A 25,053-nucleotide genomic window follows, 5' to 3' on the forward strand; every position below is an offset into this window, starting at 1 on the left:
GGTTTGCGTAGCGTCACCGCGACACCATGTCTCGCGGCCCATGCCGCCGGATACCCGGCGGCATGGGCCGCTGCCGGAATTACCGATCGTCTTCCCGCACCGAAGACGGATGCCGGCACAGCGCCCGCACTTCCATCTCCATATACGGAAACAGCGGCAACTGGCTGAGCACGTCATGCAGCTGCTGCACACTTTCGACGTCGAAGATGCTGACATTTGCATACTGTCCGGCGATCCGCCATAGATGCCGCCAGGTCCCTTCGTTCATCAGCCGCTGGCACATCGCCTTTTCTTCCGCCTTCAGCGTGGCCGCCTTGACCGGATCCATGTCCGTCGGCAGGCGAACGGTCATTTCCACATGAAACAGCATGCTGCACTCCTTGTGTTGTCGATTCGTCGAACGGGAAGGCCGCTCAGGCCTGCGCGCGGGCCCGCTCGACTTCGCTCGCCGGCACGTCCTGCTTTTCCTTGAGCAGCGAGAAATCGAAGTCGATCAGCGCGAACGGCCCGTCGACGCCATACGGCTTGCCTTCCGCGCCTTCGGCCTGCTTCACCGGCGGGATCAACCCGTCGCGCGTCGCGAAGGCGAAGTCGTCCCACAGATGCGGATCGCCATCGATGTTGATCTGCGTCGTCAGCTTACGATAACCGTCCGCCGAAACGAAGAAGTGAATGTGCGCCGGGCGATGGCCGTGGCGGCCGAGCTGGTCGAGCAGCTGCTCGGTCTTGCTGCCCGGCGGCACGCTGTAGCCGACCGGCAGCACGCTGCGGAAGCTGTAGCGGCCTTCGGCATCGGTGCGGATCGAGCGGCGCAGGTTGAATGCGGGCTGCGATTGATCGAAGTACGAGTAGTTGCCGAGATGGTTCGCGTGCCATACCTCGACCAGTGCGTTCGCGATCGGCGCGCCATCCTGGCCGAGCACTTGGCCGCGCATGATCAGCGTCTGGCCCGGATCGCTGCCGTCGTCGAGACGCGCATGGCCGACCGATTCCGGCGCACCGGCGACATACAGCGGCCCTTCGATCGTGCGCGGCGTGCCGCCCTGGATGCCGGCCTTTTCCTCGGCTTCGTCCATGCGCACGTCGAGGAAGCGCTCGAGGCCGAGGCCCGCGGCGATCAGCCCGAATTCGCGGCCGGCTTCGTTCAGGTAGTTCAGCGCCGTCCAGAATTCGCTCGGCTGCACGTCGAAGTCCTCGATCGTGTAGCAGATGTCCTTCACGATCCGGTTGACGATCGCGCGCACGCGCGGGTTGCCCGGCTTCTCGGCGGCGTCGTCGAAGGTCTTCAGCAGTGCATCGATGGCTTGCTTGTCCATGTGTGTCTCCGGTTTCGGTTGTCGTGTGGGGTCAGCGGGCGTCGCGTCGCATCCGTTCGATGCGGGCCCAGTCGAAGGTGATGCCGAGGCCGGGCGTCACCGGCAGGTGCAGCTTGAAATCCTCGTAGCGCAGCGGCTCGACGAGGATCTCCTCGGTGAGCAGCAACGGGCCGAACAGCTCGGTGCCCCATTTCAGCGAGTCGAACGTGCTGAACAGTTGCGCGGACGCCATCGTGCCGGCCGCGCCCTCGAGCATCGTGCCGCCGTACAGTTCGATGCCGGCCGCCGCCGCGATCGACGCGACGCTCGCGGCACCCTGCAGGCCGCCCGATTGCGCGATCTTCACCGCGAACACGTCGGCCGCGCGATCCTGCGCGAGCGCGAATGCATCGACGGGGCCGTGCAGCGCCTCGTCGGCCATGATCGGCACTTGCGCCAGTTGCGTGAGGCGTTTCAGCCCCGCGCGGTTGGTCGCGGCGATCGGCTGCTCGACGAGGCTCACGCCGGCTTCCGCAAGCCGTGCGCCGGCCCAGATTGCGTCGGTTTCGCTCCATGCCTGGTTCACGTCGACGCGCACGTCGCCGCGCGCGCCGAGCGCGCGCTTGATCGCGATCACGTGCGCGACGTCGTCGGCCACCGCGTTCGAGCCGATCTTCAGCTTGAACGCACGGTGGCGACGCGCGTCGAGCATCGCTTCGGCTTCCGCGATGTCGCGCTGCGTGTCGCCGCTCGCGAGCGTCCATGCGACATCGACCGCATCGGTCCGGCGGCCGCCGAACAGCTCGGACAGCGGCACGCCGAGGCGGCGCGCCTGCGCGTCGAACAGCGCGGTCTCGATCGCGCACTTCGCGAAGCGGTTGCCCTGGAACAGCTTGCGGGCGCGCGCCAGCGCAGCGCCCGGGCGGGTCGCGTCCATGCCCTGCAGCAGCGGCGCGAAGTAGGTGTCGATGTTGACCTTGATGCTTTCGGGGCTCTCCTCGCCGTACGCGAGGCCGCCGATGGTCGTCGCCTCGCCGACGCCTTCGATACCGTCCGTGCATCGAACTCGGACCAGCACGAGGGTCTGGCAATTCATCGTGGCGACCGATAATTTGTGGGGCCTGATCGTCGGCACATCGACGAGCAGCGTCTCGATGCGTTCGATGGTGGCGGCAGTTGCTATCATGCGATTCCTCCTGTTGGTGCACATGGTAGGAATTCCCGCCCCGCGTCGTCCAACACTCTTTCCGACTACTTCCATACCTTTGAGGCATGAAATGGAATTGCGTCAGCTCCGCTACTTCATCGCCGTCGCCGAGGAAATGAACATCACGCGGGCGGCGGAGCGGCTGCACATGACGCAGCCGCCGCTGAGCCGCCAGCTCCAGGCGATCGAGGACGAGATCGGATTGCCGCTGTTCGAGCGCGGTGCACGGCCGCTGAAACTGACGGATGCGGGGCGCGTGTTCTACGCGCAGGCGAAGCGCCTCGTCGACCAGGCCGACGAGCTCGGCCCGCTGACGCGGCGGCTCGCGCAGCTGTCGGAGCGGATCGTGATCGGCTTCGTGCCGTCGACGCTGTACGGTGCGCTGCCGGACGTGATCCGCGCGTTTCGCGAGGCGCAGCCGGACGTCGAACTGTCGCTGATCGAAATGTTCACGCTGGAGCAGCTCGGCGCGCTGAAGGGCGGCCGGATCGACGTGGGCTTCGGCCGGCTGCGGTTCGACGACGACCAGCTCGTGCGCGAGGCGCTGATCGAGGAAAAGCTGATCGCGGCGCTGCCGGTCGGGCATCCGCTTGCCGATCTCGACCGGCCGCTCGCGCTCGCGGATATCGCGAACGAGACGCTGATCGTCTATCCGAGCACGCCGCGGCCGAGCTTCGCGGACCAGCAGCTATCCGCGTTGCGCGACGGCGGGCTGGTGCCGGCGGCCGTCCATGAGGTGCGCGAATTGCAGACGGCGCTCGGGCTCGTCGCCGCGAAAGTCGGCGTGTCGCTGGTGCCGGAGAGCGTGGAGGGCGTGCGCGTGAGGGGCGTCGTCTACCGGCGCCTGCCGGAGCCGACCGCGACGTCGCCGATCATCATGAGCCGCCGGCTGCACGGCGAAAGCGCCGCGACGGCCGCGTTCTGCGCGATTGCGCGGGAAATGTTCGCGCCGGCGGCGTAAGGGCACGCCGATTGGGCATTACTGCAACTAACGGTCGGGTTGGGGGTATCCGGTCAAATGCACATCAGGGCGGCACGAGGCGATGTTGTTCGGCACGGGCGGCGCGGCGCGCCCTCTGGTGTCGGCCGGGCAGGCCTGCAAGCCGGAAGCCGGCAAACAGTCGGTCGTGCCCCCGGCCCTTGATCCAGCTGGCCTTCGATTCACCGAGCCGGACCAGCGCCCGCCTACTGCTTCCCGCCGAGCGTCTCCGACGGCGATTCCCCGAATTTCTCCCGATAAGCGATCGCGAACCGCCCGAGGTGCGTAAACCCGCAATCGAGCGCGATATCGGCAATGCGCCGGTCTGACGCCGCGCCGCGCAACAGCTCGCGCGCATGGTCGAGCCGCGTCGCGCGCAGGTATTGCATCGGGCTCGTCCCGCGGAACTGCAGAAACGCGTCGCGCAGCGTCCGCTCCGGCACGTTGGCGGCGCGGACGATATCGGCGAGTTGCAGCGGCTGCGCGTAATGCGCGTTCACGAACTCCTGCGCGCGCCGTACGAAGCCGGGCGCCGGGTCGCGGTGCGACGCGTGTAGTACGGACGGCGGGTGGCCTTCGATCAGCAGGTCGATCAGCAGGTGCTCGAGTTGCGACGCGACGCGCGGGTTCGCGTTCGCGCGTTCGAGCAGTTCGGGCGAACGCGCGACGAGCATCAGTTGCTGGCGCCATGCGGCGAGCGCGGCGTCGCTGATATGCAGCACGGGGTCGAGCGTCGCGCGCGGGTCGCCGGTCAGCGAGCCGACGGTCGCCGCGTCGATGCGCAGCACGAACTGCTCGCAATCGGCGGACAGCACCGCGTCGAAGCGCTCGCCGGGCGCGCACAGCACGCCGGTCTGGCCGTCGACCCCGAGCTGCCGCCCCATCGCGCGCACCTCGGCCTGGCCGGACAGGCAGAACATCAGCAGGTAATAGCCGTCGACCGCGTCGACCTGCACGCGCATCGCGTCGCCGAACGCGATCGTGCCGATCCCGAGCCCGCCGAGCCTGACGAAATCCATATGCGACGCCCCGTGCACGCGGCCGTTCGGCAGCAGCGCGTGCGGCTGCATCACGCGCGAGATCCGCTCGCGCGTCTCGTCGAGATCGCGGGATTCGAACAGCCGGTGCGCGCGCAGCGCGAGCGGCTCGAACGATGTTGGGGACATGGGCATCAGCCTGATTGTGGGCGGCGCGCTTCGATCCGACGAATGGGTCTCGATCAAATGCCGCATCGTGCGTGCCGCCATGCTAGCTCAGAAATCCGCCGAAAGTGGATATTGCACCGCCGCAATCGCACTTTCCGGATAGACGGCGAATATTAGCCTTTCAAAAATGGACCCCATCTTATTAATGCAACGGATCAACAAGGAGTCCGACATGGAGCAGACAGAATCGCCCGTCGTGTTCGCCGCGCGCGGCGACGCGTCCGACGTGAGCTTTCCGCACGACGACGGCTCGCGCGTGCCGTACAAGGTGTTCAGCTCGCAGGCCGTCTACGAACGCGAGCAGGAACGCATCTTCCGCGGGCCGACGTGGAACTTCGTCGCGCTGGAAGCGGAAATCCCGAACGCCGGCGACTTCAAGAGCACGTTCGTCGGCGACACGCCGGTCGTCGTCACGCGCGCCGAGGACGGCACGCTCGCCGCATGGGTGAACCGTTGCGCACACCGCGGCGCGCAGGTGTGCCGCAAGTCGCGCGGCAACGCGAGCTCGCACACGTGCGTGTATCACCAGTGGAGCTTCGACAACACGGGCAACCTGCTCGGCGTGCCGTTCCGGCGCGGCCAGAAGGGGATGACCGGGATGCCGGCGGATTTCGATCCGAAGCAGCACGGGCTGCGCAAGCTGCGCGTCGACAGCTATCGCGGGCTGGTGTTCGCCACTTTCAGCGACGACGTGATGCCGCTGCCCGACTACCTCGGCGAGCAGATGCGCCCGTGGATCGACCGGATCTTCCACAAGCCGATCGAGTATCTCGGCTGCACGCGCCAGTATTCGAAGTCGAACTGGAAGCTGTACATGGAGAACGTGAAGGATCCGTATCACGCGAGCATGTTGCACCTGTTCCATACGACCTTCAACATCTTCCGCGTCGGGATGAAGGCGCGCTCGATTCCGGACGCGAACCACGGGCTGCACAGCATCATCACGGTGACGAAGACGAACGACGACACGTCGGCCGCGTACAAGCAGCAGAACATCCGCTCGTTCGACGAGGGCTTCCACCTCGAAGACGAATCGATCCTGGATCTCGTGTCGGAATACGACGAGGACTGCACGAACCATATCCAGCCGATCTTCCCGCAGCTCGTGATCCAGCAGATCCACAACACGCTGGTTGCACGACAGATCCTGCCGAAGGGCCCCGACAACTTCGAGTTGATCTTCCACTTCTTCGGCTATGCGGACGACACGCCCGAGCTGCGCGCGCTGCGCATCAAGCAGGCGAACCTCGTCGGGCCGGCCGGCTATATCTCGATGGAAGACACCGAAGCGACCGAGCTCGTGCAGCGCGGCACGGTGCGCGACGCCGATGCGACGTCGGTGATCGAGATGTCGCGCGGCAATCCGGACCAGCAGGACACGGTGATCACCGAAAGCCTGATCCGCAAGTTCTGGGTCGGCTACCAGAAGCTGATGGGCTATTGAAGCGGGAGCGAGAAATGACGGAAGACATGAAGACGTGGTTCGAGATTTACATGCTCCAGAACCGCTATATCGGGCACCTCGACAACGACCGGCTCGAACACTGGCCGGAAATGTTCACCGAGGACTGCACGTACGAAATCGTGCCGAAGGAAAACGCCGATCTCGGGCTGCCGGTCGGGATCGTCCACTGCACGAACCAGCGGATGCTGCGTGACCGCGTGGTGTCGCTGCGGCACGCGAACATCTACGAAGAGCATACGTACCGGCACATGACGTCGGGCCTGACGATCGTCGCCGAACGCGACGGCGAGATCGACACCGAGAGCAACTACGTCGTCGTGCAGACGCGCAGCAACGGCGAATCGAACGTGTACCAGGCCGGCAAGTACTACGACACGGTCGTGCGCACGCCCGACGGGCTGCGCTACAAGACCAAGCGCGTGATCTACGACACGTCGCGCGTGCAGACGCTGCTCGCCACCCCGATCTGACGAAGCAAGGAACCGACATGACCGAAGCAACGCTCGCCGAGTGGCACCCGCTCGGCGCTTACGACGAATTCACCGAAGACGAACCGGCCGCGCGTGTGGCCGGCCAGAAGCCGATCGCCGTGTTCCGGATCGGCGACGAGCTGTTCGCGATGCACGACCTCTGCACGCACGGCCATGCGCGGCTGTCCGAAGGTTATGTGGAGGACGGTTGCGTCGAATGCCCGCTGCACCAGGGGTTGATCGACATCCGCACCGGTGCGCCGAAATGCGCGCCGATCACGGAGCCGGTGAAGACCTATCCGATCCGGATCGTCGACGGGCAGGTGGAAGTCAATGTCGGCTGATCCGTTCGTGATCGTCGGCGCGGGCCACGCGGCCCGGCGCACGGCCGAAGCGCTGCGCGAGCGCGACGCCGCCGCGCGCATCGTGATGATCGGCGCGGAGCGCGAGCTGCCGTACGACCGGCCCGCGCTGTCGAAGGATGCGCTGATGAGCGACGGCGGCGAGCAGCGCGCGTTCGTGCGCGACGCGGCGTGGTACGACGCACAGCGCATCGAGCTGCGGCTCGGCACGCGCGTCGATGCAATCGAGCGTGACGCGCGGCGCGTGCGGCTCGACGACGGCGCGACGCTGCCGTACGCGCGGCTCGTGCTCGCGACGGGTTCGCGGGTGCGCAGGTTCGGCGGCGCGATCGACGAAGGCGTCGAGCCGCATTACGTTCGCACGGTTGCCGATGCGCGTGCGTTGCGCGCGCAACTCGCGCCGGGCCGCCGTGTCGCGGTGCTCGGCGGCGGTTTCATCGGCCTCGAGGTCGCGGCGGCGGCGCGCCAGCTCGGTTGCGACGTGACGGTGATCGATCCGGCGCCCCGGTTGCTGCAGCGTGCGTTGCCGGAAGTCGTCGGTGCGTATGCGCGTCAGTTGCACGACGCGCGCGGCGTGGTGTTTCAGATGGCGACGCTGCCGCGTGCGATTCGTCGTGCACCGGCCGGCGGTGCGATCGTCGAGACCGATCGCGGCGACGTGCAGGCCGATATCGTCGTGGTCGGCATCGGTGTCGTGCCCAACGTCGAACTTGCGCAGGCGGCCGGGCTCGACGTCGACAACGGGATACGCGTCGACGCGGGCTGTCGCACGACCGATCCCGCGATCTTCGCGGCGGGCGAGGTGACGATGCACTTCAATCCGCTGCTCGGGCGTCACGTGCGGATCGAATCGTGGCAGGTCGCCGAGAACCAGCCGGCCGTCGCGGCCGCGAACCTGCTCGGGGCCGACGAAAGCTATGCCGAGCTGCCGTGGTTATGGTCCGATCAGTACGACTGCAACCTGCAGATGCTCGGGCTGTTCGGCAGCGAATGCACGACCGTCGTGCGCGGTGATCCGGCGAGCGGGCCGTTCACGGTGTTCGGGCTGGGCGACGATGGCAAGATCGTCGCGGTGGCCGCGGCGAACCTGGGGCGCGACATCGGCGCGTCGCGCCGGCTGATCGCGGCGGGGGCGGTGCCCGATCCTGTGAAGCTCGCCGATCCGGCGGTGAACCTGAAGACGTTCCTGTAGCAGCCGCATGGTCGTCCGGCCCGGCATGCTGACGATGCCGCCCGCCCGATGGGCGTCGCAATGTTTGTCGGCGGCACCGCAACCGGTGCATATTAGCGGCATCGTTCGCCCGACCGGTTGCCCATGACGCCAGACAAAGCCCTTGAACTGACACGCAGCAAGCGCCGCGCGCTGTGGCTGCTGCTGGCCGCGGTCGCGGTGTTCGTCGCGACGATCCTGCTGCCGCGCGGCCCGTGGGTCGACGGCTTCAAGGCCGTGGCCGAAGCCGCGATGGTGGGCGCGCTGGCCGACTGGTTCGCGGTCGTCGCGCTGTTCCGCCGCGTGCCGATCCCGTTCGTATCGCGCCATACCGAGATCATTCCGAAGAACAAGGACAAGATCGCCGACAACCTCGCGGTGTTCGTGCGCGAGAAGTTCCTCGGCCCCGATGCGCTCGCCGCGCAGATTCGCCAGCACGACCCCGCGCAGAAACTCGGCGCGTGGCTCGGCGAGCCGGCGAACACCGATGCGCTCGGCGGCTATGTGACGAAGCTGATGAGTTTCGCGCTCGACATGACCGACGACGCGCGGATCCAGTCGTTCGTCCATGACGCGTTTCGCGCGGTGCTCGACCGGGTCGACCTGTCGCAATCGGCCGGCGCGATCCTCGACACGCTGACGAAGGACGGCCGCCACCAGGCGCTGCTCGACGATGCGATCGAACAGGTGGTCGACGTGCTCGACAAGGAGGAGAACCGCGAGGTGATCGCGGGCTTCATCGTCGAATGGCTGAAGACACAGTACCCGAAGGTCGAGAAGATCATGCCGACGCAGTGGTTCGGCGAGAACGGCGCGCGGATGCTCGCGAGCGCGGTGAGCCGCGTGCTGGAAGGCGTGGCGGCGGATCCCGAGCACGAGCTGCGGCAGCGCTTCGACCGGACGGTCGTGCGCTTGACCGAGCGGTTGAAGCACGATCCCGCGTTCATCGAGAAGGGCGAGGAGATCAAGCGGTATATCCGCGACGGTGCCGCGTTCAACGAATATGCGCGCGATCTGTGGGACCAGTTGCGCGAATGGCTGAAGGCCGATCTCGCGCACCCCGACTCGGCGCTGCACCGGCAGGCCGCGCTGCTCGGCGGCTGGCTCGGTGCGCGGCTGGCGGAAAGCCCGGCATTGCGCGCGTCGCTGAACGAGCACGTCGAGAAGGCCGTGCACGAGATGGCGCCGGATTTCGCGGATTTCCTGATGCGTCACATTCGCGACACGGTGCGCAACTGGGATGCGCGCGAGATGTCGCGGCAGATCGAGCTGAACATCGGCAAGGATCTGCAGTACATCCGCATCAACGGCACGCTTGTCGGTGGACTGATCGGGCTCGGGTTGTACCTGGTGTCGCTGGTGCCGCGCTGGGCGGCCGGCTGGCTGCATTGATGCGGCCGCGGCCATCGCGCAGACGGCGCGATGGCGCGCGCCCACGCATCACGCGTGCGCTTTCGAGCCGTGCAGTTGCAGGCCGAGCGCCTTGATGACCTTCAGGATCGTGCCGAAGCTCGGGTTGCCGTCGTGCGACAGCGCCTTGTACAGCCCTTCGCGCGACAGTCCCGCATCGCGCGCGACCTGCGACATGCCGCGGGCGCGTGCGATCACGCCGAGCGCGTGCGCGATGAAGGCCGGATCGTCGCCGGCTTCTTGCAGGCAGGCTTCGAAGTAGTCGGCCATGTCGTCTTCGGTTTTCAGATGGTCGGCCGAATCCCACGGCCGGGTGTGGATCTTGTCCATCGATTACTCCATGTCGAGATGCGCAAGCATCGCGTGCGCGGCGCGGATGTCGGCCTGTTGCGTCGATTTATCGCCGCCGCAGAGCAGGATGACCCAGATCGTTCCGCGCCGGACGTAGTAGACGCGGTAGCCGGGACCGTGGTCGATACGCATTTCGACGACCGGCGAGCCGACGGATTTCCAGTCGCCCGGATTGCCCATCGACAGGCGGTCGATGCGTGCCTGGATGCGGCGCTTCGCGACGCGATCCGCCAGGCCGGCAAACCATGCGTCGAAGACGTCGGTGGTCCGGATGCTGAACGTAGGCGCACTGTAGGGCATTGATTGCAGTATGTCAACCATGGTTCACAGATGTATCGGGCTATTCCGCAGCCGCTACATTAGGGCCGCCAGCTTCGTTTGCGCGCCAAATGGCCGTTCGGCCGAAGTCGAAGTTTTCCGAATCCGTCTACAATCAATCACGTCTTTGCCGCCCGTGCGCGCTCGCCGCGCACGGGCGGGTCCGTTTGTCCTCCGGTATCCGGGGGCGCCGCCGCGCATCGCGCATTGCGTGCATTAGGTGGCGGGAAGTGCCGTGGTTTGTGTCCAGTAGGTAAAGCGTCCGCGTGCCGTAGGCCGGCGCGCGTTCTGAACGCCGCGCGTCCGTAGGCCGGGCAGGCGGCATCAACCGAGAGTCCCCCATGAAAGCATCGGATCTGTTCGTGAAGGCGCTGGAAGCCGAAGGCGTCGAGTACGTGTTCGGCATTCCCGGCGAGGAAAACCTCGATCTGCTCGAATCGCTGCGGCGATCGAAGATCAAGCTCGTGCTGACCCGGCACGAGCAGGCGGCCGGGTTCATGGCCGCCACCTACGGCCGCCTGACGGGCCGCACCGGCGTGTGTATCGCCACGCTCGGGCCCGGCGCGACGAACTTCGTGACGGCCGCCGCGTATGCGCAGCTCGGCGGCATGCCGATGCTGATGATCACCGGGCAGAAGCCGATCAAGTCGAGCAAGCAGGGCCACTTCCAGATCGTCGACGTCGTCGACATGATGCAGCCGCTCACGAAGTTCACGCGGCAGATCGTATCGATCGGCAACATCCCGTCGGCCGTGCGCGAGGCGTTTCGCCGCGCGGAGGAAGAGCGCCCGGGCGCCGCGCACCTCGAACTGCCGGAAGACATCGCGCACGAGGAGGGCGACGGCAAGCCGATTCCGCGCAGCTTCAGCCGGCGGCCGGTGGCCGAGGAGAAGGCGGTCGCGCACGCGGTCGACGCGATCCAGGCCGCGCGCCATCCGCTGCTGATGATCGGCGCGGGCGGCAACCGCAAGACCACCTGCAAGATGCTGCTCGAATTCGTCGACAAGACGGGCATCCCGTTCTTCACGACGCAGATGGGCAAGGGCGTGATCGACGAGACGCACCCGCTGTGGCTCGGCAACGCGACGCTGTCCGACGGCGATTTCGTGCACCGCGCGATCGAGCATGCGGACTGCATCATCAACGTCGGCCACGACGTGATCGAGAAGCCGCCGTTCTTCATGCGTACCGACGACAAGACCGTGATCCACGTGAACTTCCTCGGTGCGCAGGTCGACCCCGTCTACTTCCCGCAGATCGAGGTGGTCGGCGACATCGCGAATGCGGTGTGGCAGATGAAGGAGGCGCTTGCGCCGCAGCCGCACTGGGATTTCGAGCGCTTCGCGATGATCAAGGCGCATTTCGACGCCCATCTGGAGAAGGGCCAGCACGATGCGCGCTTCCCGATGTACCCGGTGCGAATCGTCAACGATCTGTACAACGCAATGCCGGTCGACGGCATCGTCTGTCTCGACAACGGGATGTACAAGATCTGGTTCGCGCGTTACTGGCGCGCGCACGAGCCGAATTCGCTGCTGCTCGACAACGCGCTCGCGTCGATGGGCGCGGGGCTGCCGTCGGCGATCGCGACGAAGATCGTGCATCCGCAGCGCAAGGTGATCGCCGTGTGCGGTGACGGCGGCTTCATGATGAATTCGCAGGAGCTCGAAACGGCCGTGCGGCTGAAGCTCGACCTCGTCGTGATGATCCTGCGCGACGACGCGTTCGGCATGATCCGCTGGAAGCAGGAGAACATGAACTTCCCCGATTTCGCGATGACGCTGCAGAACCCCGACTTCGTGGCGTATGCGCAAAGCTATGGCGCGCACGGGCATCGCGTCGAATCGGCCGACGATCTCGAGCCGCTGCTGCGCGAGTGTTTCTCGTCGCCGGGCGTGCACGTGATCGACGTGCCGATCGACTACTCGGACAACGAGCGCGTGCTGAACCGCGAGATCAAGCGCCTGTCGGCGCAACTCTGAATGTCCCGTTCACAGGAAGGAGCCGCTCCATGTTGAAGGAAACCTATCCGTACTACCTCGCCAACGAAGCCGTCTACGCGAACACCGATCTGGAAGTGACGGACAAGTTCAGCGGCGAGGTTGCGACGCGCGTCGCGCTGGCCGACGCGAAGGCGATCGATGCGGCGATCGGCGCGGCGGTTGCCGCCGCGAAGCCGATGCGCGAGCTGCCGGCCTACAAGCGGCAGGCGGTGCTCGACCATTGCGTCGCGCGCTTTCGCGAGCGCTTCGACGAGCTGGCCGAGGCGCTGTGCATCGAGGCCGGCAAGCCGATCAACGATTCGAAGGGCGAAGTCACGCGGCTGATCGACACGTTCCGCGTGGCGTCCGAGGAATCGGTGCGTATCGACGGCGAAATCATCAACCTCGAGATCTCCGCGCGTGCGCAGGGCTATACGGGCTACACGAAGCGCGTGCCGGTCGGCCCGTGCTCGTTCATCTCGCCGTTCAACTTCCCGCTGAACCTCGCCGCACACAAGGTCGCGCCCGCGCTCGCGGCCGGCTGTCCGTTCGTGCTGAAGCCCGCGAGCCGCACGCCGATCGGCGCGCTGATCATCGGCGAGGTGCTCGCCGAAACCGACTTGCCGAAGGGCGCGTTCTCGGTACTGCCCGCGCATCGCGACGGCGCCGATCTCTTCACGACCGACGAGCGCTTCAAGCTGCTGTCGTTTACGGGCTCGCCGGCCGTCGGCTGGGCGCTGAAGGAGAAGGCCGGCAAGAAGAAAGTCGTGCTGGAGCTCGGCGGCAACGCGGCCGCGATCGTCGACGCGGACCAGCGCGACCGGCTCGACTACGTGGTCGAGCGTCTCGCGTTCGGCGCGTACTACCAGTCGGGCCAGAGCTGCATCGGCGTGCAGCGGGTCCTCGTGCATGCCGACCTGTACGACGCGTTGCGGGAAAAGCTGATCGCGAAGACCCGTTCGCTGAAGATGGGCGATCCGAAGGATCCGTCGACGTTCGTCGGCCCGATGATCTCCGAATCCGAATCGCGCCGGCTGTCGGGCTGGATGGATGCGGCCGTCGCGGCGGGCGCGAAGATCGTCGCGGGCGGCAAGGTCGATGGCGCGATGTTCGAGGCGACGCTGCTCGAAAACGTCGGGCACGATCAGGACCTGTACCGGAAGGAGGCCTTCGGCCCCGTCGCGATCCTCGAGAAATTCGACCGCTTCGACGATGCGCTCGCGCGCGTGAACGACAGCGACTTCGGGCTGCAGGCCGGCGTGTTTACCGATTCGCTCGCACATGCGCAGCGTGCGTGGGACGAGCTGGAGGTCGGCGGCGTCGTGATCAACGACGTGCCGTCGTTCCGCGTCGACAACATGCCGTACGGCGGCGTGAAGGATTCGGGGCTCGGCCGCGAAGGGATCCGCTACGCGATCGAGGACATGACCGAGCCGCGGCTGATGGTCGTGCGGCGCCGGTAACGCGCGGGCAGGCAGCGCGGCGCCGCGACGGCACGCAGGCGGGCGATCGGGCCGGCCCGCGTGCCGTTTTTCATGGCGTCGTGCACCTCGTGCACCTCGTGCACCTCGTGCACCTCGTGCACCTCGTGCACGTCGGGCCGGCGCCGGCTCGCACGGTGCCCGCGGCACGCGGCGGGCCGCCCGAACGCGCTCGACTGCGGGCCTCGCCTCGTGATGTAATCGCGCGAAACTGCCGACCGGGGTACGACGCCGGAAAGCGCGAATTCATTCTTCACGAGGTCGATTCATGTCTCCCGTCTCGGCATTCAAGCTGGTTTTGTTGTCATTCCTCGCGATCGTCGCGCTTGAATGCATCGCCAAGCGGCTGCGGCTGCCGCCCGCGGCCGCGCTGCTGATCGGCGGCATCGGCATCGCGTTCATCCCCGGCCTGCCGCCGATCAATCTCGACCCCGAACTGGTGCTGCTGGTGTTCCTGCCGCCGCTGCTGATGGACGGCGCGTACTTCTCGGTGTGGGAGGAGTTCAAGCGCCACGTCGGCGGCATCCTGCTGCTCGCGATCGGCGCGGTCGTGTTCACGACGTTCGCGGTCGGATTCGCCGTGCACTGGGTGGCGCCGTCGTTGCCGTGGGCCGCGTGCTTCGCGCTCGGCGCGATCGTGTCGCCGCCCGACGCCGTTGCAGCGAAGGCCGTGCTCGAGCGCGTCGCGCTGCCGCGCCGGCTGATGGTGCTGCTCGAGGGCGAGAGCCTGTTGAACGATGCGGCCGGCCTCGTGCTGTTCCGCTTCGCGGTCGCGGCCGCGCTGACCGGCGCGTTCAGCCTCGAGCACGCGGTCGTGCGCTTCGCGGAGCTGGGGCTCGGTGGCGTGGCGATCGGCTTTGCGGTCGGCAAGCTCGTCGTGTGGTTCCTGAAGCTGCTCGACGACGACTATCTCGTGATCACCGTTGCGGTGATCGCCGGCTGGATCGCGTACATCGCGGGGGAAATGGCCGAAGTGTCCGGCGTGATCGCCACCGTCACGGCCGGCATGATCATCGGCTGGCATCAGCACGAGGTGTTCTCGGCGGCCGTGCGCACGCGCGGCACCGCGTTCTGGCAGGTCATCGTGTTCCTGCTCGAAGCGATGGTGTTCGTGCTGATCGGGCTGTCGCTGCGCGGCGCGATCCACCGGCTCGGCGGCTTCGAGCAGGTGCTCGCCACGATGGTGCCGCCGATGCTCGCGGTGCTGGCGGCGGTGATCGTGTCGCGCTTCGTGTGGATTTACGCGGTCGAGGCGCTGAAGTGGCCGGTGCGCGGGATCGCGCGGCGCGGTGAAGCGCCCGACTGGAAGGCCGCGACGATCATGAGCTGGGCCGGGATGCGCGGCGTCGTCACGCTGGCGATCGCGTTGTCGCTGCCCGAGGCGATGCCCGGCCGCGACGTGATCCTGGTCGCGTCGTTCGCGGTGATCCTCGTCACCGTGCTGCTGCAGGGCACGACGATCGGGCCGCTGATCCGGCTGTTGCGCCTGCCGCAGCGCGAAGAACGCGCGGCCCACCACCTGACCGAGCCGCAGACGTGGGCGTACGTCGAGGCGGCGCAGCTCGCGGCGATCCAGCCGCTCGTGCGCGACGAGAACGGGGTCGTGATCCATCCACGCCTGCTCGAGCAGTACACCTATCGCGCGGAATTGACCGAGCGGGCGAAGAACGAGCCCGCGTATCCGGCAGAAGTGCGTGCCGCACACTATGACGTCGTGCTGGCCGCGATCAAGGCCGGGCGTGCGGAACTGTTGCGCCTGCACCGTTCGGGCCACATCCACGACGAGATGCTGCACGCACTCGAACGCGACCTCGACCTGCAGGAAGTGTCCGCGCAGCACGCGCGCGGGTAAGGCCGCAGGCCTGCGTCATACCGCCATCGAGCGGCCGGCGCCAGCCGGCTCGAAGCGCGTCCGGTCCGATCGCGGTCCGGCGCGCTTTTTTTTCGCGCGCCCGTCGATTGGGGGGATTTTCATCCGGCCCTCAAATGTGGCGGGCAAGCAGCCTTGCGGCGCATGCAAACCTTATCGCACCGGTCTCGCAAACGTTATCGTCTTTCGAATCCGGAAATGATCTGATTTAACTCTTTCCGTCTCTTTCTGCATATTTGGCAAAACTAAACCGGAAGGAGATAGATGCTGTGTTCTAATTTCATTTAGAATCAGCCGGTTATGTTTATTGAGAGAAAGGATGCGGAGGTAATGCGGCCGCTAACGGGGAGAAATCGGCGTCCGGAGCCCTGCAAGGCAGTGCCGACAGGCCAAATCGGCAAAATCAGGCGGGTTTTTCAACCGCCAAAATAAGATAGCGTCCAAGTCTGATAAGCAACTCCTATGAAAGAATCGATTGGAGAATCGGCGTTTGAAACTGTATTCATGAAAGAATCGAGCGGTGATAATGCCTCGGATTGTCTTGAATCGGGGTTATCGGTCCTTCTCGTCGACGATCAACCGTTCGTCGGTGAGGTGATCCGCCGCGCGCTGCGCAGCGAACATGACATCGACCTGCACGTGTGCACCGACGCGCACCGGGCGATGGCGGTCGCGCGCGACGTGAAGCCGACGGTCATCCTGCAGGATCTCGTGATGCCGGAGATCGACGGCCTCGATCTGGTCCGCGCGTGGCGCGCGGACGCCGCCACCGCTCGCGTGCCGATCATCGTGCTGTCCGCGAAGGAGGAGCCGATCGTCAAGCGCGAGGCATTCATCGCCGGCGCGAACGACTACCTGGTGAAGCTCCCCGATGCGATGGAACTGGCCGCCCGCATCCGCTATCACTCGAATTCTTACCTGATGTCCCGGCAGCGCGACGAGGCGCTCGATTTCCTGTCGCACGACATGCGTTCGCCGCAGACGTCGATCCTCGCGCTGCTCGACGTCTACCGGAGCGAGCACGGCGAGATGCCGGCGATCATGGAGCGCATTGCCGGCCATGCGCGGCGCGCGCTCGCGCTTGCCGACGGCTTCATCCACCTGACCCGCGCGCAGTCCGAGCGCCGCGCGCACGAGGTGGTGAGTCTCAACGAGATCGTGCTCGATGCCGTCGACCAGCTGTGGGAGAAGGCGGCCGGGCTTGGCAGCCGGGTCGTCGGCCACGTGCCCGATGCCGAATGCGTGACGATGGGCGACCGCATGATGCTGACGCGCGCGGTCGCGAACCTGATCGACAACGGGCTGAAGTACGGCCCGGCCGGCACGGACGTGCACTGCACGCTGAGCAGCGAGGACGGTGCATGGCTGATCGGTGTCGAGGATACCGGCGCCGGGATCGCGCCGGAGCAGCGCACGGCCGCGACCGAGTCGTTCGTGCAACTCGAATCCGCGCATGGCGCGGCGCGCGGCGGCTTCGGCCTCGGGCTCGCGTTCGTCCGCGCGACGGCGGCGCGGCATCGCGGCCAGATCCTGATGCGCAATACGGCGCGCGGCTTCATGGTCGCGCTTCGGCTGCCGGCGCAAGCGGAGCGGTGATTTCGCGGCGCGGCCTGCCGGCGCCGCGCTGCCCGCAGACCCCGATGCGCTCGTGGCGCGCCGTTCGGCGCGCAGGCGGGCGCGGATTTTTTCAACGCTGATTTTATAAAGCCCATAACGAACATGGCCACCGTGACGCCCCGCGCGACCAATGAAAGCCTGCATCCGACGATCGGCGCTGCCCGGCTGACGCTCGGCAATCGCATCCTGCTCAGCTTCGGCGTGCTGTTCGTGCTGATGCTGGTGACGGCCGGCGTGTCGTACGAGCGACTGCGCGCGATCAACAGCGAGGCCGTCAGCATCGAGCGCGACTCGCTGCCCGGCGTCTACCTCGCGGCGTCGCTGCGCGGCTCGGTCAACGAATCGTTCGCGCTGCTGCAGCAGGCAACGTTCGTCGACACCGACCCCGAAGCCGTACAGCGCGATCTCGCGAAAATCGCCGACGCGCTGAAGGAGGTCGAGTCGCTGTCGGTCGATTACCAGAACACGACGTTCCGCGACGACGACCGTCAGCGTTTCGCGACCTTTCGCAGCGCCTACGACCGCTACCAGCCGCTGCTGAACGAAGCCGTGCAGAAACACCGCGTATCGCACGACGAGGCCGTTGCCGCCTACGCGAAGGTGCAGCCCGTGTGGGTCGAGGTCGTGCGCAATGCCAATACGCTGGTGCAGGAGAACCGCAAGTTCGCCGACCAGTCCGCGAAGCTGATCCGCGAATCCGTGCAGGACACCGAGGTCGTCCTCGCGACCGCACTGGCGGTGATGCTGCTGTCCGCGATCGCGCTCGGCTATTTGCTGTTCCGTTCGGTCACCGTGCCGATGGCGCGGCTCGTCGAGGTGCACGACGTGATGCGCACCGGCAACCTGACGCGCCGCCTCGACCTGCGCCGCCGCGACGAATTCGGCACACTCGAGACGGGCTTCAACCGGATGGCCGACGAGCTGACCGAACTCGTCTCGCGCGCGCAGCAGTCGTCGCTGCAGGTGACGACGTCGGTCGCCGAGATCGCCGCGACGTCGCGCGAACAGCAGGCGACCGCGAACGAAACCGCGGCGACGACGACCGAGATCGGCGCGACCTCCCGCGAGATCTTCGCGACGTCGCGCGACCTGTTGCGCACGATGAACGAGGTGGCCGGCGTGGCCGAGCAGTCGGCGACGCTCGCGGGCGTGAGCCAGAGCGGGCTCACGCGGATGGGCGAGACGATGCGCAGCGTGATGGACGCGGCCGGTTCGGTGAACGCGAAGCTCGCGATCCTCAACGAGAAGGCGCTGAACATCAACCAGGTGGTCGCGACGATCACCAAGGTGGCCGACCAGACCAACCTGCTGTCGCTGAATGCGGCGATCGAGGCCGAGAAGGCCGGCGAGTACGGCCGCGGCTTCGCGGTCGTCGCGACCGAGATCCGCCGTCTCGCCGACCAGACGGCGGTGGCGACCTACGACATCGAGCAGACGGTGAAGGAAATCCAGTCGGCGGTGTCGGCGGGCGTGATGGGGATGGACAAGTTCTCCGAGGAAGTGCGCCGCGGAATGCTCGACGTGCAGCAGGTCGGCGGGCAGCTGTCGCAGATCATCGCCGAGGTGCAGACGCTCGCGCCGCGTTTCCAGATGGTCAACGAAGGCATGCAGACGCAGGCGAACGGCGCCGAGCAGATCACGCAGGCGTTGTCGCAGCTGTCGGAGGCCGCGCAGCAGACGGCCGAGTCGCTGCGCCAGTCGTCGCAGGCGATCGACGACCTGACGCTCGTCGCGAACCAGTTGCGCACCAGCGTGTCGCGCTTCAAGGTCGACGCGTGACGCGCGCCGACACGCAGCACGGCGCTCACGCGCTGTTCCTGATATTCGCGCTCGACGGCGAACGCTATGCGCTCGACGCGGCCGGCATCGACGAGGTGCTGCCGCTTGCGGTCACGAAGGCCGTGCCCGGCGCCCCCGAATGGATCGCCGGGCTGCTGATGCGCGGCGGCCAGCCCGTGCCGGTGATCGACGTGCCGATGCTGGCGCTCGGGCGACGCGCGCATGCGTTGCGCTCGACGCGGCTCGTGATGGTCCGCTATCGCACGGACGAAGCGGGCGGCGAGCGTACGATCGGGCTGATCGTCGAGCGTGCGACGCAGACGATGCGGATCGACCGCGCGGCGTTTCGGTCGAGCGGCATCTCGACCGCGCGCACGCGCTGGCTCGGGCCCGTCGCGAATACGCCCGATGGGGTCGTGCAGCAGGTATCGGTATCCGACCTGATCGACGACATGGCGCACCTGTATCTGTTCGACGGCCTGCCGGGCCATGGGGGAGAGTCCGCATGAAAGAGTCCGAATCGCGATTTCGCGGCTGGCTGCTGCGCGAGACCGGCATCGACCCCGATTCGCTCGGCAACGATTTCCTGACCCGCGCGCTGACGGAACGCGTGCACGCGCTGCAGGCGGACGGCGAGCGCCTGCCGTCGGCGGCGCGGCCGCCCGTGACGCAGGATGCGCTCGACGCCTACTGGCAGCAGCTCAACGCGTCGGCCGACGAGCGGCGTGCGCTGATCGAGCTGTTCGTCGTGCCCGAGACCTGGTTTTTCCGCGACCGCGAGGCCTTCGCGACGCTCGCGCGGCTCGCGGCCGAGCGGCTCGCCGCGCTGCCCGGCCGGGTGATCCGCGTGCTGAGTGCTCCGTGCTCGACAGGCGAGGAGCCGTATTCCGCGGCGATGGCGCTGCTCGACGCGGGGCTCGACCCGGCCAGCTTCACGATCGACGCGATCGACCTCAGCGCGCGCGCGATCGAGCAGGCTCGGCTCGGCTGCTACGGGCGCAACGCGTTCCGCGGCACCGCGACGGAGTTTCGCGCGCGGCATTTCACACCGACCCGCGACGGCTGGCTGCTCGACGAGCGCGTGCGCGCGTGCGTGCAGTTCAGTCAGGCGAACCTCGTCGAACCGGCCGCGGACACGGGCTTTCGCTACGATTTCGTGTTCTGCCGCAACGTGCTGATCTACTTCGATCGCGACGCGCAGGATCGCGTGATCCGCTCGCTCGACGAGCGCCTGGCCGACGACGGCGTGCTGTTCGTCGGGCCGGCCGAGACGGGTGTCGCGATGCGGCACGGGATGCGCTCGGCACGCGTGCCGCTGGCATTCGCGTTTCATCGCGAGACCGCGGGCGCTGTGCCCGACGTATTCGCGGCCCGGCCGGCGGCGCCGTTCTCAGCGGCAGCACCGTATCGGCGCGCGGAGCGTTTCACGGTGGCACCGCTCGCGGCGACCCGCTCGGTGCTGGCGGTCGCACCGCCGGCCTGGGTCGGCGACACGCGTCAGGCGTTCGCGGCGCCGCCGGCCGTGCGCGCGGGCGCGTTCGACGCACGGGGCGACCTGCCGGTGACGGCGGCCGAACCGGCCGCGTCGCTCGCCCCGGCCGCCGAAAGTGCCGCACCGACGCTGGAAGATGCGCAGGCGCTGGCGAATGCCGGCGCGTTCGACGAGGCCGAGCGCGTGCTCGCGCAGTTCTCGGCGCGCGTCGGGCCGCATGCCGATGCGTTCTACCTGAACGGGCTGATCGCGGATGCGCGCGGACGCGCCGCGGAAGCCGGCGACTTCTACCGGAAGGCGCTGTACCTGCGGCCCACGCACCACGAAGCGCTGACCCATCTTGCGACGCTGCTCGACGTCGGCGGCGATCGCGCGGGCGCGCAATGGCTGCTCGAGCGCGCACGGCGCTCGGCCGGCTGACAAGACTACGGGTTGGGGACCGACACCGCGATGACCAGAGGAATTCATGAACCGCGCCGCCGCTGCCATTGACGAGACGACGATCGGCGTCGACGATTGCTGGAACCGGATCGGCACGCGCGGCGACCGCACCTGCGAGCGGCTGAACGACTGCCTGCGCTGCCTGAACTGCCCGGTGTACGCATATCACGCGGCGAAGCTGCTCGAGCGTCCGCTCGACGGGGCCGAGATGGCCGACACCACGCGCCGGATGAGCGCACCCGGCGCGCCGCACGTGCACGACGCCGATGCCGATACGCATCACGCGGCGCTGGCATTCCGCGTGGCCGACGAATGGCTCGCGCTGCCGATCGGCGTGCTGCGCGAGATCGCCGGCACGCGGCCGATCCATTCGCTGCCGCATCGCCGCAATTCGGCCGTGCGCGGCGTGGTCAACATCCGCGGCACGCTGCGCATCGCGATCTCGATCGGCGCGCTGCTCGGCCTCGGCGCCGGCAAGGGCGGCAGCGGCGGTGACGATGGCCGCTTCACGCGCTTGCTGGTGGCTGCGCACCAGGGCGAGCCGGTCGTGTTTCCGGTCGACGAAGTCGAGGGCGTGCTGCGCTTCGGCGCCTCCGACTGGGTGCCCGTACCGGCGACGGTCGGGCGCGCGAGCGCCGGCCTGTCGCGCGGCGTGCTGTCGTGGCGCGGCAAGTCGGTGGGCCTGCTCGACGACGACCGCCTGTTCGACGCAGTCACACGGAGCATGCGATGAGCGGCGATGACGATCTGAGCCACCTGTCGCTGCTCGAGCTGTATCGCGAGGAGACGCGCACGCAGACCCAGGCGCTGTCGGAGCGGCTGCTCGCGCTCGAATCGGGCGAACCCGATTCCGTCGCGCTCGAGGCATGCATGCGCGCCGCACATTCGCTGAAGGGCGCCGCGCGCATCGTCGGCGTGCCGCTCGGCGTCGAGATCGCGGGGCGGATGGAAGAGTGCTTCGTCGCCGCGCAGGCCGGCACGATCGCACTGACGGCCACGCACGTCGACGTGCTGCTGGCGGGTGTCGATCTGCTGGTGCGCGTCGGCGATCCGCAGGGGCAACCCGTGACGCAGACGGAGATCGACGTGTTCGCTGCGGCGCTGACCGGCGCCGATGGCGCGCAGACGATGCAGGCGCCGTCCGCCGTCCCGCCGCCGGTGCCGCCGTCGGTCGTGCCGTATCGCGAGCACGACGGCGCCGCGAACGAGCCCGTCGGGGCCGGCGCCGCGGTGCCGCCGCTCGCCGTGTCGGGCCCGGTGCCCGATCCGGCCCAGGCCGGCCGCGTGGCCGGCGCCGGTGCGATGCGCCGCGTGCGTGCGGATACGCTGAACCGGCTGCTGAGCCTGTCGGGCGAGTCGCTGGTCGAATCGCGTTGGCTCAAGCCGTTCGCCGAATCGATGCTGCGCGTGAAGCGTGCCCAGCGCGACGCGGCCCGGTCGCTCGATTTGATATACGAACAATTCGCCGACGATCTCGACGCGGGCATGCTCGCGTCGATGAACGAAGTGCGGCACATGCTCAACGACCTGCAGCGTTCGCTCGCCGAGCGCATGGACGAATTCGACCGCTTCGAGCGGCGCAGCACGCATATCGCCGAGCAGCTTTACGACGAAGCGCTGCAGTGCCGGATGCGGCCGTTCGGCGACGCGACGCGCGCGTACCCGCGCATCGTCCGCGATCTTGCGCGCTCGCTCGGCAAGCAGGTGCGTTTCTCGATCGTCGGCGAGGGCACGCAGGTCGATCGCGACATCCTCGACCTGCTCGACGCGCCGCTCGGCCACCTGCTGCGCAACGCGATCGATCACGGCGTCGATTCGCCGGACGCACGGCGTGCGCGCGGCAAGCCGGCCGAGGCGAGCGTGACGCTGGAGGCGCGTCACAGCGCCGGCTCGCTGCTCGTCAGCGTGATCGACGACGGCCCGGGCGTCGACATGGACGCGCTGCGCGCGGCCGTCGTGCGCCAGCGCTTGACCGACGACGAGACGGCCGCGCGGCTGTCCGATCCGGAGTTGCTCGAATTCCTGCTGCTGCCGGGCTTCTCGATGCGCGATGCGGTGACCGACGTGTCGGGCCGCGGCGTCGGCCTCGACGCGGTGCAGGAGATGGTGCGCGGCGTGCGCGGCGCGGTGCGGATCTTCAACGAGCCGGGCGCGGGCATGCGCTTCGTGCTGCAGTTGCCGCTCACGCTGTCGGTGATCCGCAGCCTGCTCGTCGAAGTGGGCGGCGAACCGTATGCGTTCCCGCTCGCGCACGTGCGCCGCACGCTCGAACTCGCACACGACGATATCGACGTGCTCGAAGGGCAGCCGCATTTCCCGTTCGACGGCCGGCGCGCGGGCCTCGTCGCTGCACACCAGTTGCTCGACGCGGGCGAGCCCGACGTCGCGCGCACGAGCACGGCGGTCGTGGTGGTCGGCGGGGAGCCCGAGTTGTACGGCGTCGCAGTCGACCGCTTCCTCGGCGAGCGGATGCTCGTCGTGCAGCCGCTCGACAGCCGCCTGCACAAGATCCAGAACATCGCGGCCGGCGCGCTGCTCGAGAACGGCGACCCGGTGCTGATCGTCGACGTCGAGGACCTGATCCGCTCGGTCGACAAGCTCGTGCGCGGCGGGCAGCTCGCGCGGCTTACGCGTGATCCGCAGCTCGCGCTCGCCGACCGGCGCCGCCGCGTGCTCGTCGTCGACGATTCGCTGACGGTGCGCGAACTCGAACGCAAGCTGCTGGAAAAGCGCGGCTACGACGTGACGGTGGCGGTCGACGGGATGGAAGGCTGGAACGCGGTGCGCAGCGAAGGGTTCGATCTGGTCGTCACGGACGTCGACATGCCGCGCATGGACGGCATCGAGCTCGTCACGTTGATCAAGAGCGATCCGATGCTCAAGCGCTTGCCGGTGATGATCGTGTCGTACAAGGATCGCGACGAGGATCGCCGCCGCGGGCTCGATGCGGGCGCCGACTACTACCTCGCGAAGAGCAGCTTCCACGACGAGGCGTTGCTCGACGCCGTCCACGACCTGATCGGGGACGCGCGCGGATGAACATCGGCATCGTCAACGACTTGCCGCTCGCCGTGGAGGCGCTGCGCCGCGTGCTCGCGCTGCGCGCGGACCACCGTGTGCTGTGGGTCGCAACCGACGGCGACGAGGCGGTGGATTTCTGCGTCGCGCATCCGCCCGATCTCGTGTTGATGGATCTCGTGATGCCGAAGGTCGACGGCGTGGCCGCGACACGCCGGATCATGGCGCGCTCGCCGTGCGCGATCCTGATCGTGACGGCGAGCGTCAGCGCGAACACGTCGTCGGTCTACGAAGCGATGGGCGCCGGCGCGCTCGATGCGGTCGACACGCCGACGCTCGCGCTCGGGCTGTCGGCCGATGCGTCGCCGCAGGCACTGCTCGCAAAGATCGACCAGATCGGCCGCCTGCTCGAAAGCCGGAGCGCGGCGCTCGTGCCGCCGGGGCCGGCGCCTGAGCGTGGCCAGCCGACGCTCGTCGCGATCGGCGCGTCGGCGGGCGGGCCGACCGCGCTGACCGCGTTGCTGCGTGCGCTGCCGGCCGACTTTCCGGCGGCAATCGTGATCGTCCAGCACGTCGACCAGGCGTTCGCGCTCGGGATGGCCGAGTGGCTCGACGGCTATACGCGGTTGCCGGTGCGCGTCGCGCGGCAGGGCAGCGTGCCGCAGGCCGGCGAGGTGCTGCTCGCGGCGACCAACGATCACCTGTACCTGTCGCCGCGGGGCGTGCTCGGCTATACGCGGCATCCGGTCGAGACGCCGTACCGGCCGTCGATCGACGTGTTCTTCAACAGCGTCGCGGATGGCTGGCAGGGCGAAGCGTTCGGTGTGCTGCTGACGGGCATGGGGCGCGACGGCGCGCTCGGCCTGAAGGCGATGCGCGCGAAGGGCTGCTACACGATCGCGCAGGACGAGGCGACCAGCGCCGTCTACGGGATGCCGAAGGCGGCCGCGGCGATCAACGCGGCATCGGCGATCCTGCCGCTCGAGCGGATCGCGCCTCAGCTGATCTCGCGCATCACGCGGCCGCTGCGCGACTGACGGCGCCCGACGGGCGCCGCGATGCCGCGTCATTCCGGGGCGCCGGCGGCCGCATTGCGGGCGG

23 protein-coding genes are annotated in these 25,053 nt (G+C 67.8%); 17 read left to right on the forward strand and 6 right to left on the reverse strand.

Annotation, left to right across the window (positions count from 1 at the left end):
- Positions 1 to 79: 79 nt before the first annotated feature.
- The 3 genes from catC to HWX39_RS05205 are packed head-to-tail and all read right to left on the reverse strand — an operon-like array spanning position 80 to position 2,481.
- Positions 80 to 370: a muconolactone Delta-isomerase gene (gene catC / locus HWX39_RS05195; protein ID WP_105830058.1), complete on the reverse strand. Its 291-nt coding sequence runs from the start codon at positions 368 to 370 to the stop codon at positions 80 to 82.
- Between the two features lie 43 nt (positions 371 to 413).
- On the reverse strand, positions 414 to 1,316 hold the full coding sequence (gene catA, locus HWX39_RS05200; protein ID WP_175965853.1) for a catechol 1,2-dioxygenase: 903 nt from the start codon (positions 1,314 to 1,316) through the stop codon (positions 414 to 416).
- Positions 1,317 to 1,347: 31 nt separating this feature from the next.
- Positions 1,348 to 2,481, reverse strand: a complete 1,134-nt coding sequence (locus HWX39_RS05205) for a muconate/chloromuconate family cycloisomerase (RefSeq protein WP_175965854.1) — start codon at positions 2,479 to 2,481, stop codon at positions 1,348 to 1,350.
- A 91-nt stretch (positions 2,482 to 2,572) separates the two neighbouring features.
- Between HWX39_RS05205 and HWX39_RS05210 the strand changes: the two genes are divergently transcribed.
- On the forward strand, positions 2,573 to 3,463 hold the full coding sequence (locus tag HWX39_RS05210) for a LysR family transcriptional regulator (RefSeq protein WP_175965855.1): 891 nt from the start codon (positions 2,573 to 2,575) through the stop codon (positions 3,461 to 3,463).
- Positions 3,464 to 3,687: 224 nt separating this feature from the next.
- On the opposite strand, the gene andR is transcribed toward HWX39_RS05210, so the two are convergent.
- Positions 3,688 to 4,647, reverse strand: coding sequence for an anthranilate 1,2-dioxygenase regulatory protein AndR (andR, locus tag HWX39_RS05215; protein WP_175965856.1), 960 nt, complete (start codon positions 4,645 to 4,647; stop codon positions 3,688 to 3,690).
- Here andR and HWX39_RS05220 point away from each other — a divergent pair.
- The 6 genes from HWX39_RS05220 to HWX39_RS05245 all read left to right on the forward strand — a co-directional run bounded on the left by HWX39_RS05220 (position 4,646) and on the right by HWX39_RS05245 (position 9,585).
- Positions 4,646 to 4,789 (forward strand): hypothetical protein, encoded by a 144-nt coding sequence (locus tag HWX39_RS05220; protein WP_175965857.1) that lies wholly within the window; start codon positions 4,646 to 4,648, stop codon positions 4,787 to 4,789. The genes andR and HWX39_RS05220 overlap by 2 nt on opposite strands.
- A gap of 69 nt (positions 4,790 to 4,858) precedes the next feature.
- The gene (gene andAc / locus HWX39_RS05225) at positions 4,859 to 6,130 is read left to right on the forward strand and encodes an anthranilate 1,2-dioxygenase large subunit AndAc (RefSeq protein ID WP_175965858.1); all 1,272 of its coding nucleotides are present in this window, start codon (positions 4,859 to 4,861) and stop codon (positions 6,128 to 6,130) included.
- A gap of 14 nt (positions 6,131 to 6,144) precedes the next feature.
- Entirely contained in the window at positions 6,145 to 6,621 is a 477-nt protein-coding gene (andAd, locus tag HWX39_RS05230) for an anthranilate 1,2-dioxygenase small subunit AndAd (RefSeq protein ID WP_006490977.1), read from the forward strand.
- Between the two features lie 17 nt (positions 6,622 to 6,638).
- Positions 6,639 to 6,965 carry an anthranilate 1,2-dioxygenase ferredoxin subunit AndAb gene (gene andAb, locus HWX39_RS05235; protein WP_175965859.1) on the forward strand — a complete coding sequence of 109 codons (327 nt, stop codon included), beginning with the start codon at positions 6,639 to 6,641 and terminating at the stop codon, positions 6,963 to 6,965.
- On the forward strand, positions 6,955 to 8,175 hold the full coding sequence (andAa, locus tag HWX39_RS05240; protein ID WP_175965860.1) for an anthranilate 1,2-dioxygenase system ferredoxin--NAD(+) reductase: 1,221 nt from the start codon (positions 6,955 to 6,957) through the stop codon (positions 8,173 to 8,175). Before andAb ends, andAa begins: the two co-directional genes overlap by 11 nt.
- Before the next feature lie 123 nt (positions 8,176 to 8,298).
- On the forward strand, positions 8,299 to 9,585 hold the full coding sequence (locus HWX39_RS05245; RefSeq protein ID WP_175965861.1) for a DUF445 domain-containing protein: 1,287 nt from the start codon (positions 8,299 to 8,301) through the stop codon (positions 9,583 to 9,585).
- A gap of 48 nt (positions 9,586 to 9,633) precedes the next feature.
- Here HWX39_RS05245 and HWX39_RS05250 read toward each other — a convergent pair whose 3' ends face one another.
- Entirely contained in the window at positions 9,634 to 9,933 is a 300-nt protein-coding gene (locus HWX39_RS05250) for an addiction module antidote protein (RefSeq protein WP_175965862.1), read from the reverse strand.
- A gap of 3 nt (positions 9,934 to 9,936) precedes the next feature.
- Positions 9,937 to 10,254 (reverse strand): type II toxin-antitoxin system RelE/ParE family toxin, encoded by a 318-nt coding sequence (locus HWX39_RS05255; protein ID WP_244134914.1) that lies wholly within the window; start codon positions 10,252 to 10,254, stop codon positions 9,937 to 9,939.
- 359 nt (positions 10,255 to 10,613) lie between these two features.
- On the opposite strand from HWX39_RS05255, the gene HWX39_RS05260 reads away from it, so the two are divergent.
- From HWX39_RS05260 to HWX39_RS05305, 10 genes are all read left to right on the forward strand, one after another.
- Positions 10,614 to 12,254 (forward strand): acetolactate synthase large subunit, encoded by a 1,641-nt coding sequence (locus tag HWX39_RS05260; RefSeq protein ID WP_175965864.1) that lies wholly within the window; start codon positions 10,614 to 10,616, stop codon positions 12,252 to 12,254.
- A gap of 29 nt (positions 12,255 to 12,283) precedes the next feature.
- Positions 12,284 to 13,717: an aldehyde dehydrogenase family protein gene (locus HWX39_RS05265; protein ID WP_175965865.1), complete on the forward strand. Its 1,434-nt coding sequence runs from the start codon at positions 12,284 to 12,286 to the stop codon at positions 13,715 to 13,717.
- A 286-nt stretch (positions 13,718 to 14,003) separates the two neighbouring features.
- On the forward strand, positions 14,004 to 15,587 hold the full coding sequence (locus tag HWX39_RS05270) for a Na+/H+ antiporter (protein WP_175965866.1): 1,584 nt from the start codon (positions 14,004 to 14,006) through the stop codon (positions 15,585 to 15,587).
- 480 nt (positions 15,588 to 16,067) lie between these two features.
- Positions 16,068 to 17,201, forward strand: coding sequence for a hybrid sensor histidine kinase/response regulator (locus HWX39_RS05275; protein WP_175965867.1), 1,134 nt, complete (start codon positions 16,068 to 16,070; stop codon positions 17,199 to 17,201).
- A gap of 123 nt (positions 17,202 to 17,324) precedes the next feature.
- Complete coding sequence (locus HWX39_RS05280) at positions 17,325 to 19,001, forward strand: methyl-accepting chemotaxis protein (protein ID WP_175965868.1); 1,677 nt, start codon at positions 17,325 to 17,327, stop codon at positions 18,999 to 19,001.
- On the forward strand, positions 18,998 to 19,510 hold the full coding sequence (locus HWX39_RS05285; protein ID WP_175965869.1) for a chemotaxis protein CheW: 513 nt from the start codon (positions 18,998 to 19,000) through the stop codon (positions 19,508 to 19,510). The genes HWX39_RS05280 and HWX39_RS05285 overlap by 4 nt, the downstream gene beginning before the upstream one ends.
- Complete coding sequence (locus tag HWX39_RS05290; protein ID WP_175965870.1) at positions 19,507 to 20,913, forward strand: CheR family methyltransferase; 1,407 nt, start codon at positions 19,507 to 19,509, stop codon at positions 20,911 to 20,913. The genes HWX39_RS05285 and HWX39_RS05290 overlap by 4 nt, the downstream gene beginning before the upstream one ends.
- Before the next feature lie 46 nt (positions 20,914 to 20,959).
- Complete coding sequence (locus tag HWX39_RS05295; protein ID WP_175965871.1) at positions 20,960 to 21,667, forward strand: chemotaxis protein CheW; 708 nt, start codon at positions 20,960 to 20,962, stop codon at positions 21,665 to 21,667.
- Entirely contained in the window at positions 21,664 to 23,973 is a 2,310-nt protein-coding gene (locus tag HWX39_RS05300; RefSeq protein WP_175965872.1) for a hybrid sensor histidine kinase/response regulator, read from the forward strand. The genes HWX39_RS05295 and HWX39_RS05300 overlap by 4 nt, the downstream gene beginning before the upstream one ends.
- Complete coding sequence (locus HWX39_RS05305) at positions 23,970 to 24,989, forward strand: chemotaxis response regulator protein-glutamate methylesterase (protein WP_175965873.1); 1,020 nt, start codon at positions 23,970 to 23,972, stop codon at positions 24,987 to 24,989. Before HWX39_RS05300 ends, HWX39_RS05305 begins: the two co-directional genes overlap by 4 nt.
- Positions 24,990 to 25,053 lie beyond the last annotated feature (64 nt).

Source organism: Burkholderia sp. BCC0322, assembly GCF_902833045.1.
Taxonomy (GTDB): domain Bacteria; phylum Pseudomonadota; class Gammaproteobacteria; order Burkholderiales; family Burkholderiaceae; genus Burkholderia.

Bases quoted from the DNA above. Each gene is read 5' to 3' on its own strand.
- catC (WP_105830058.1), bottom strand. From the start codon at position 370: ATGCTGTTTCATGTGGAAATGACCGTTCGCCTGCCGACGGACATGGAT.
- catA (WP_175965853.1), bottom strand. From the start codon at position 1,316: ATGGACAAGCAAGCCATCGATGCACTGCTGAAGACCTTCGACGACGCC.
- HWX39_RS05205 (WP_175965854.1), bottom strand. From the start codon at position 2,481: ATGATAGCAACTGCCGCCACCATCGAACGCATCGAGACGCTGCTCGTC.
- HWX39_RS05210 (WP_175965855.1), top strand. From the start codon at position 2,573: ATGGAATTGCGTCAGCTCCGCTACTTCATCGCCGTCGCCGAGGAAATG.
- HWX39_RS05220 (WP_175965857.1), top strand. From the start codon at position 4,646: ATGGGCATCAGCCTGATTGTGGGCGGCGCGCTTCGATCCGACGAATGG.
- andR (WP_175965856.1), bottom strand. From the start codon at position 4,647: ATGTCCCCAACATCGTTCGAGCCGCTCGCGCTGCGCGCGCACCGGCTG.
- andAc (WP_175965858.1), top strand. From the start codon at position 4,859: ATGGAGCAGACAGAATCGCCCGTCGTGTTCGCCGCGCGCGGCGACGCG.
- andAd (WP_006490977.1), top strand. From the start codon at position 6,145: ATGACGGAAGACATGAAGACGTGGTTCGAGATTTACATGCTCCAGAAC.
- andAb (WP_175965859.1), top strand. From the start codon at position 6,639: ATGACCGAAGCAACGCTCGCCGAGTGGCACCCGCTCGGCGCTTACGAC.
- andAa (WP_175965860.1), top strand. From the start codon at position 6,955: ATGTCGGCTGATCCGTTCGTGATCGTCGGCGCGGGCCACGCGGCCCGG.
- HWX39_RS05245 (WP_175965861.1), top strand. From the start codon at position 8,299: ATGACGCCAGACAAAGCCCTTGAACTGACACGCAGCAAGCGCCGCGCG.
- HWX39_RS05250 (WP_175965862.1), bottom strand. From the start codon at position 9,933: ATGGACAAGATCCACACCCGGCCGTGGGATTCGGCCGACCATCTGAAA.
- HWX39_RS05255 (WP_244134914.1), bottom strand. From the start codon at position 10,254: ATGCCCTACAGTGCGCCTACGTTCAGCATCCGGACCACCGACGTCTTC.
- HWX39_RS05260 (WP_175965864.1), top strand. From the start codon at position 10,614: ATGAAAGCATCGGATCTGTTCGTGAAGGCGCTGGAAGCCGAAGGCGTC.
- HWX39_RS05265 (WP_175965865.1), top strand. From the start codon at position 12,284: ATGTTGAAGGAAACCTATCCGTACTACCTCGCCAACGAAGCCGTCTAC.
- HWX39_RS05270 (WP_175965866.1), top strand. From the start codon at position 14,004: ATGTCTCCCGTCTCGGCATTCAAGCTGGTTTTGTTGTCATTCCTCGCG.
- HWX39_RS05275 (WP_175965867.1), top strand. From the start codon at position 16,068: ATGAAAGAATCGATTGGAGAATCGGCGTTTGAAACTGTATTCATGAAA.
- HWX39_RS05280 (WP_175965868.1), top strand. From the start codon at position 17,325: ATGGCCACCGTGACGCCCCGCGCGACCAATGAAAGCCTGCATCCGACG.
- HWX39_RS05290 (WP_175965870.1), top strand. From the start codon at position 19,507: ATGAAAGAGTCCGAATCGCGATTTCGCGGCTGGCTGCTGCGCGAGACC.
- HWX39_RS05295 (WP_175965871.1), top strand. From the start codon at position 20,960: ATGAACCGCGCCGCCGCTGCCATTGACGAGACGACGATCGGCGTCGAC.
- HWX39_RS05300 (WP_175965872.1), top strand. From the start codon at position 21,664: ATGAGCGGCGATGACGATCTGAGCCACCTGTCGCTGCTCGAGCTGTAT.
- HWX39_RS05305 (WP_175965873.1), top strand. From the start codon at position 23,970: ATGAACATCGGCATCGTCAACGACTTGCCGCTCGCCGTGGAGGCGCTG.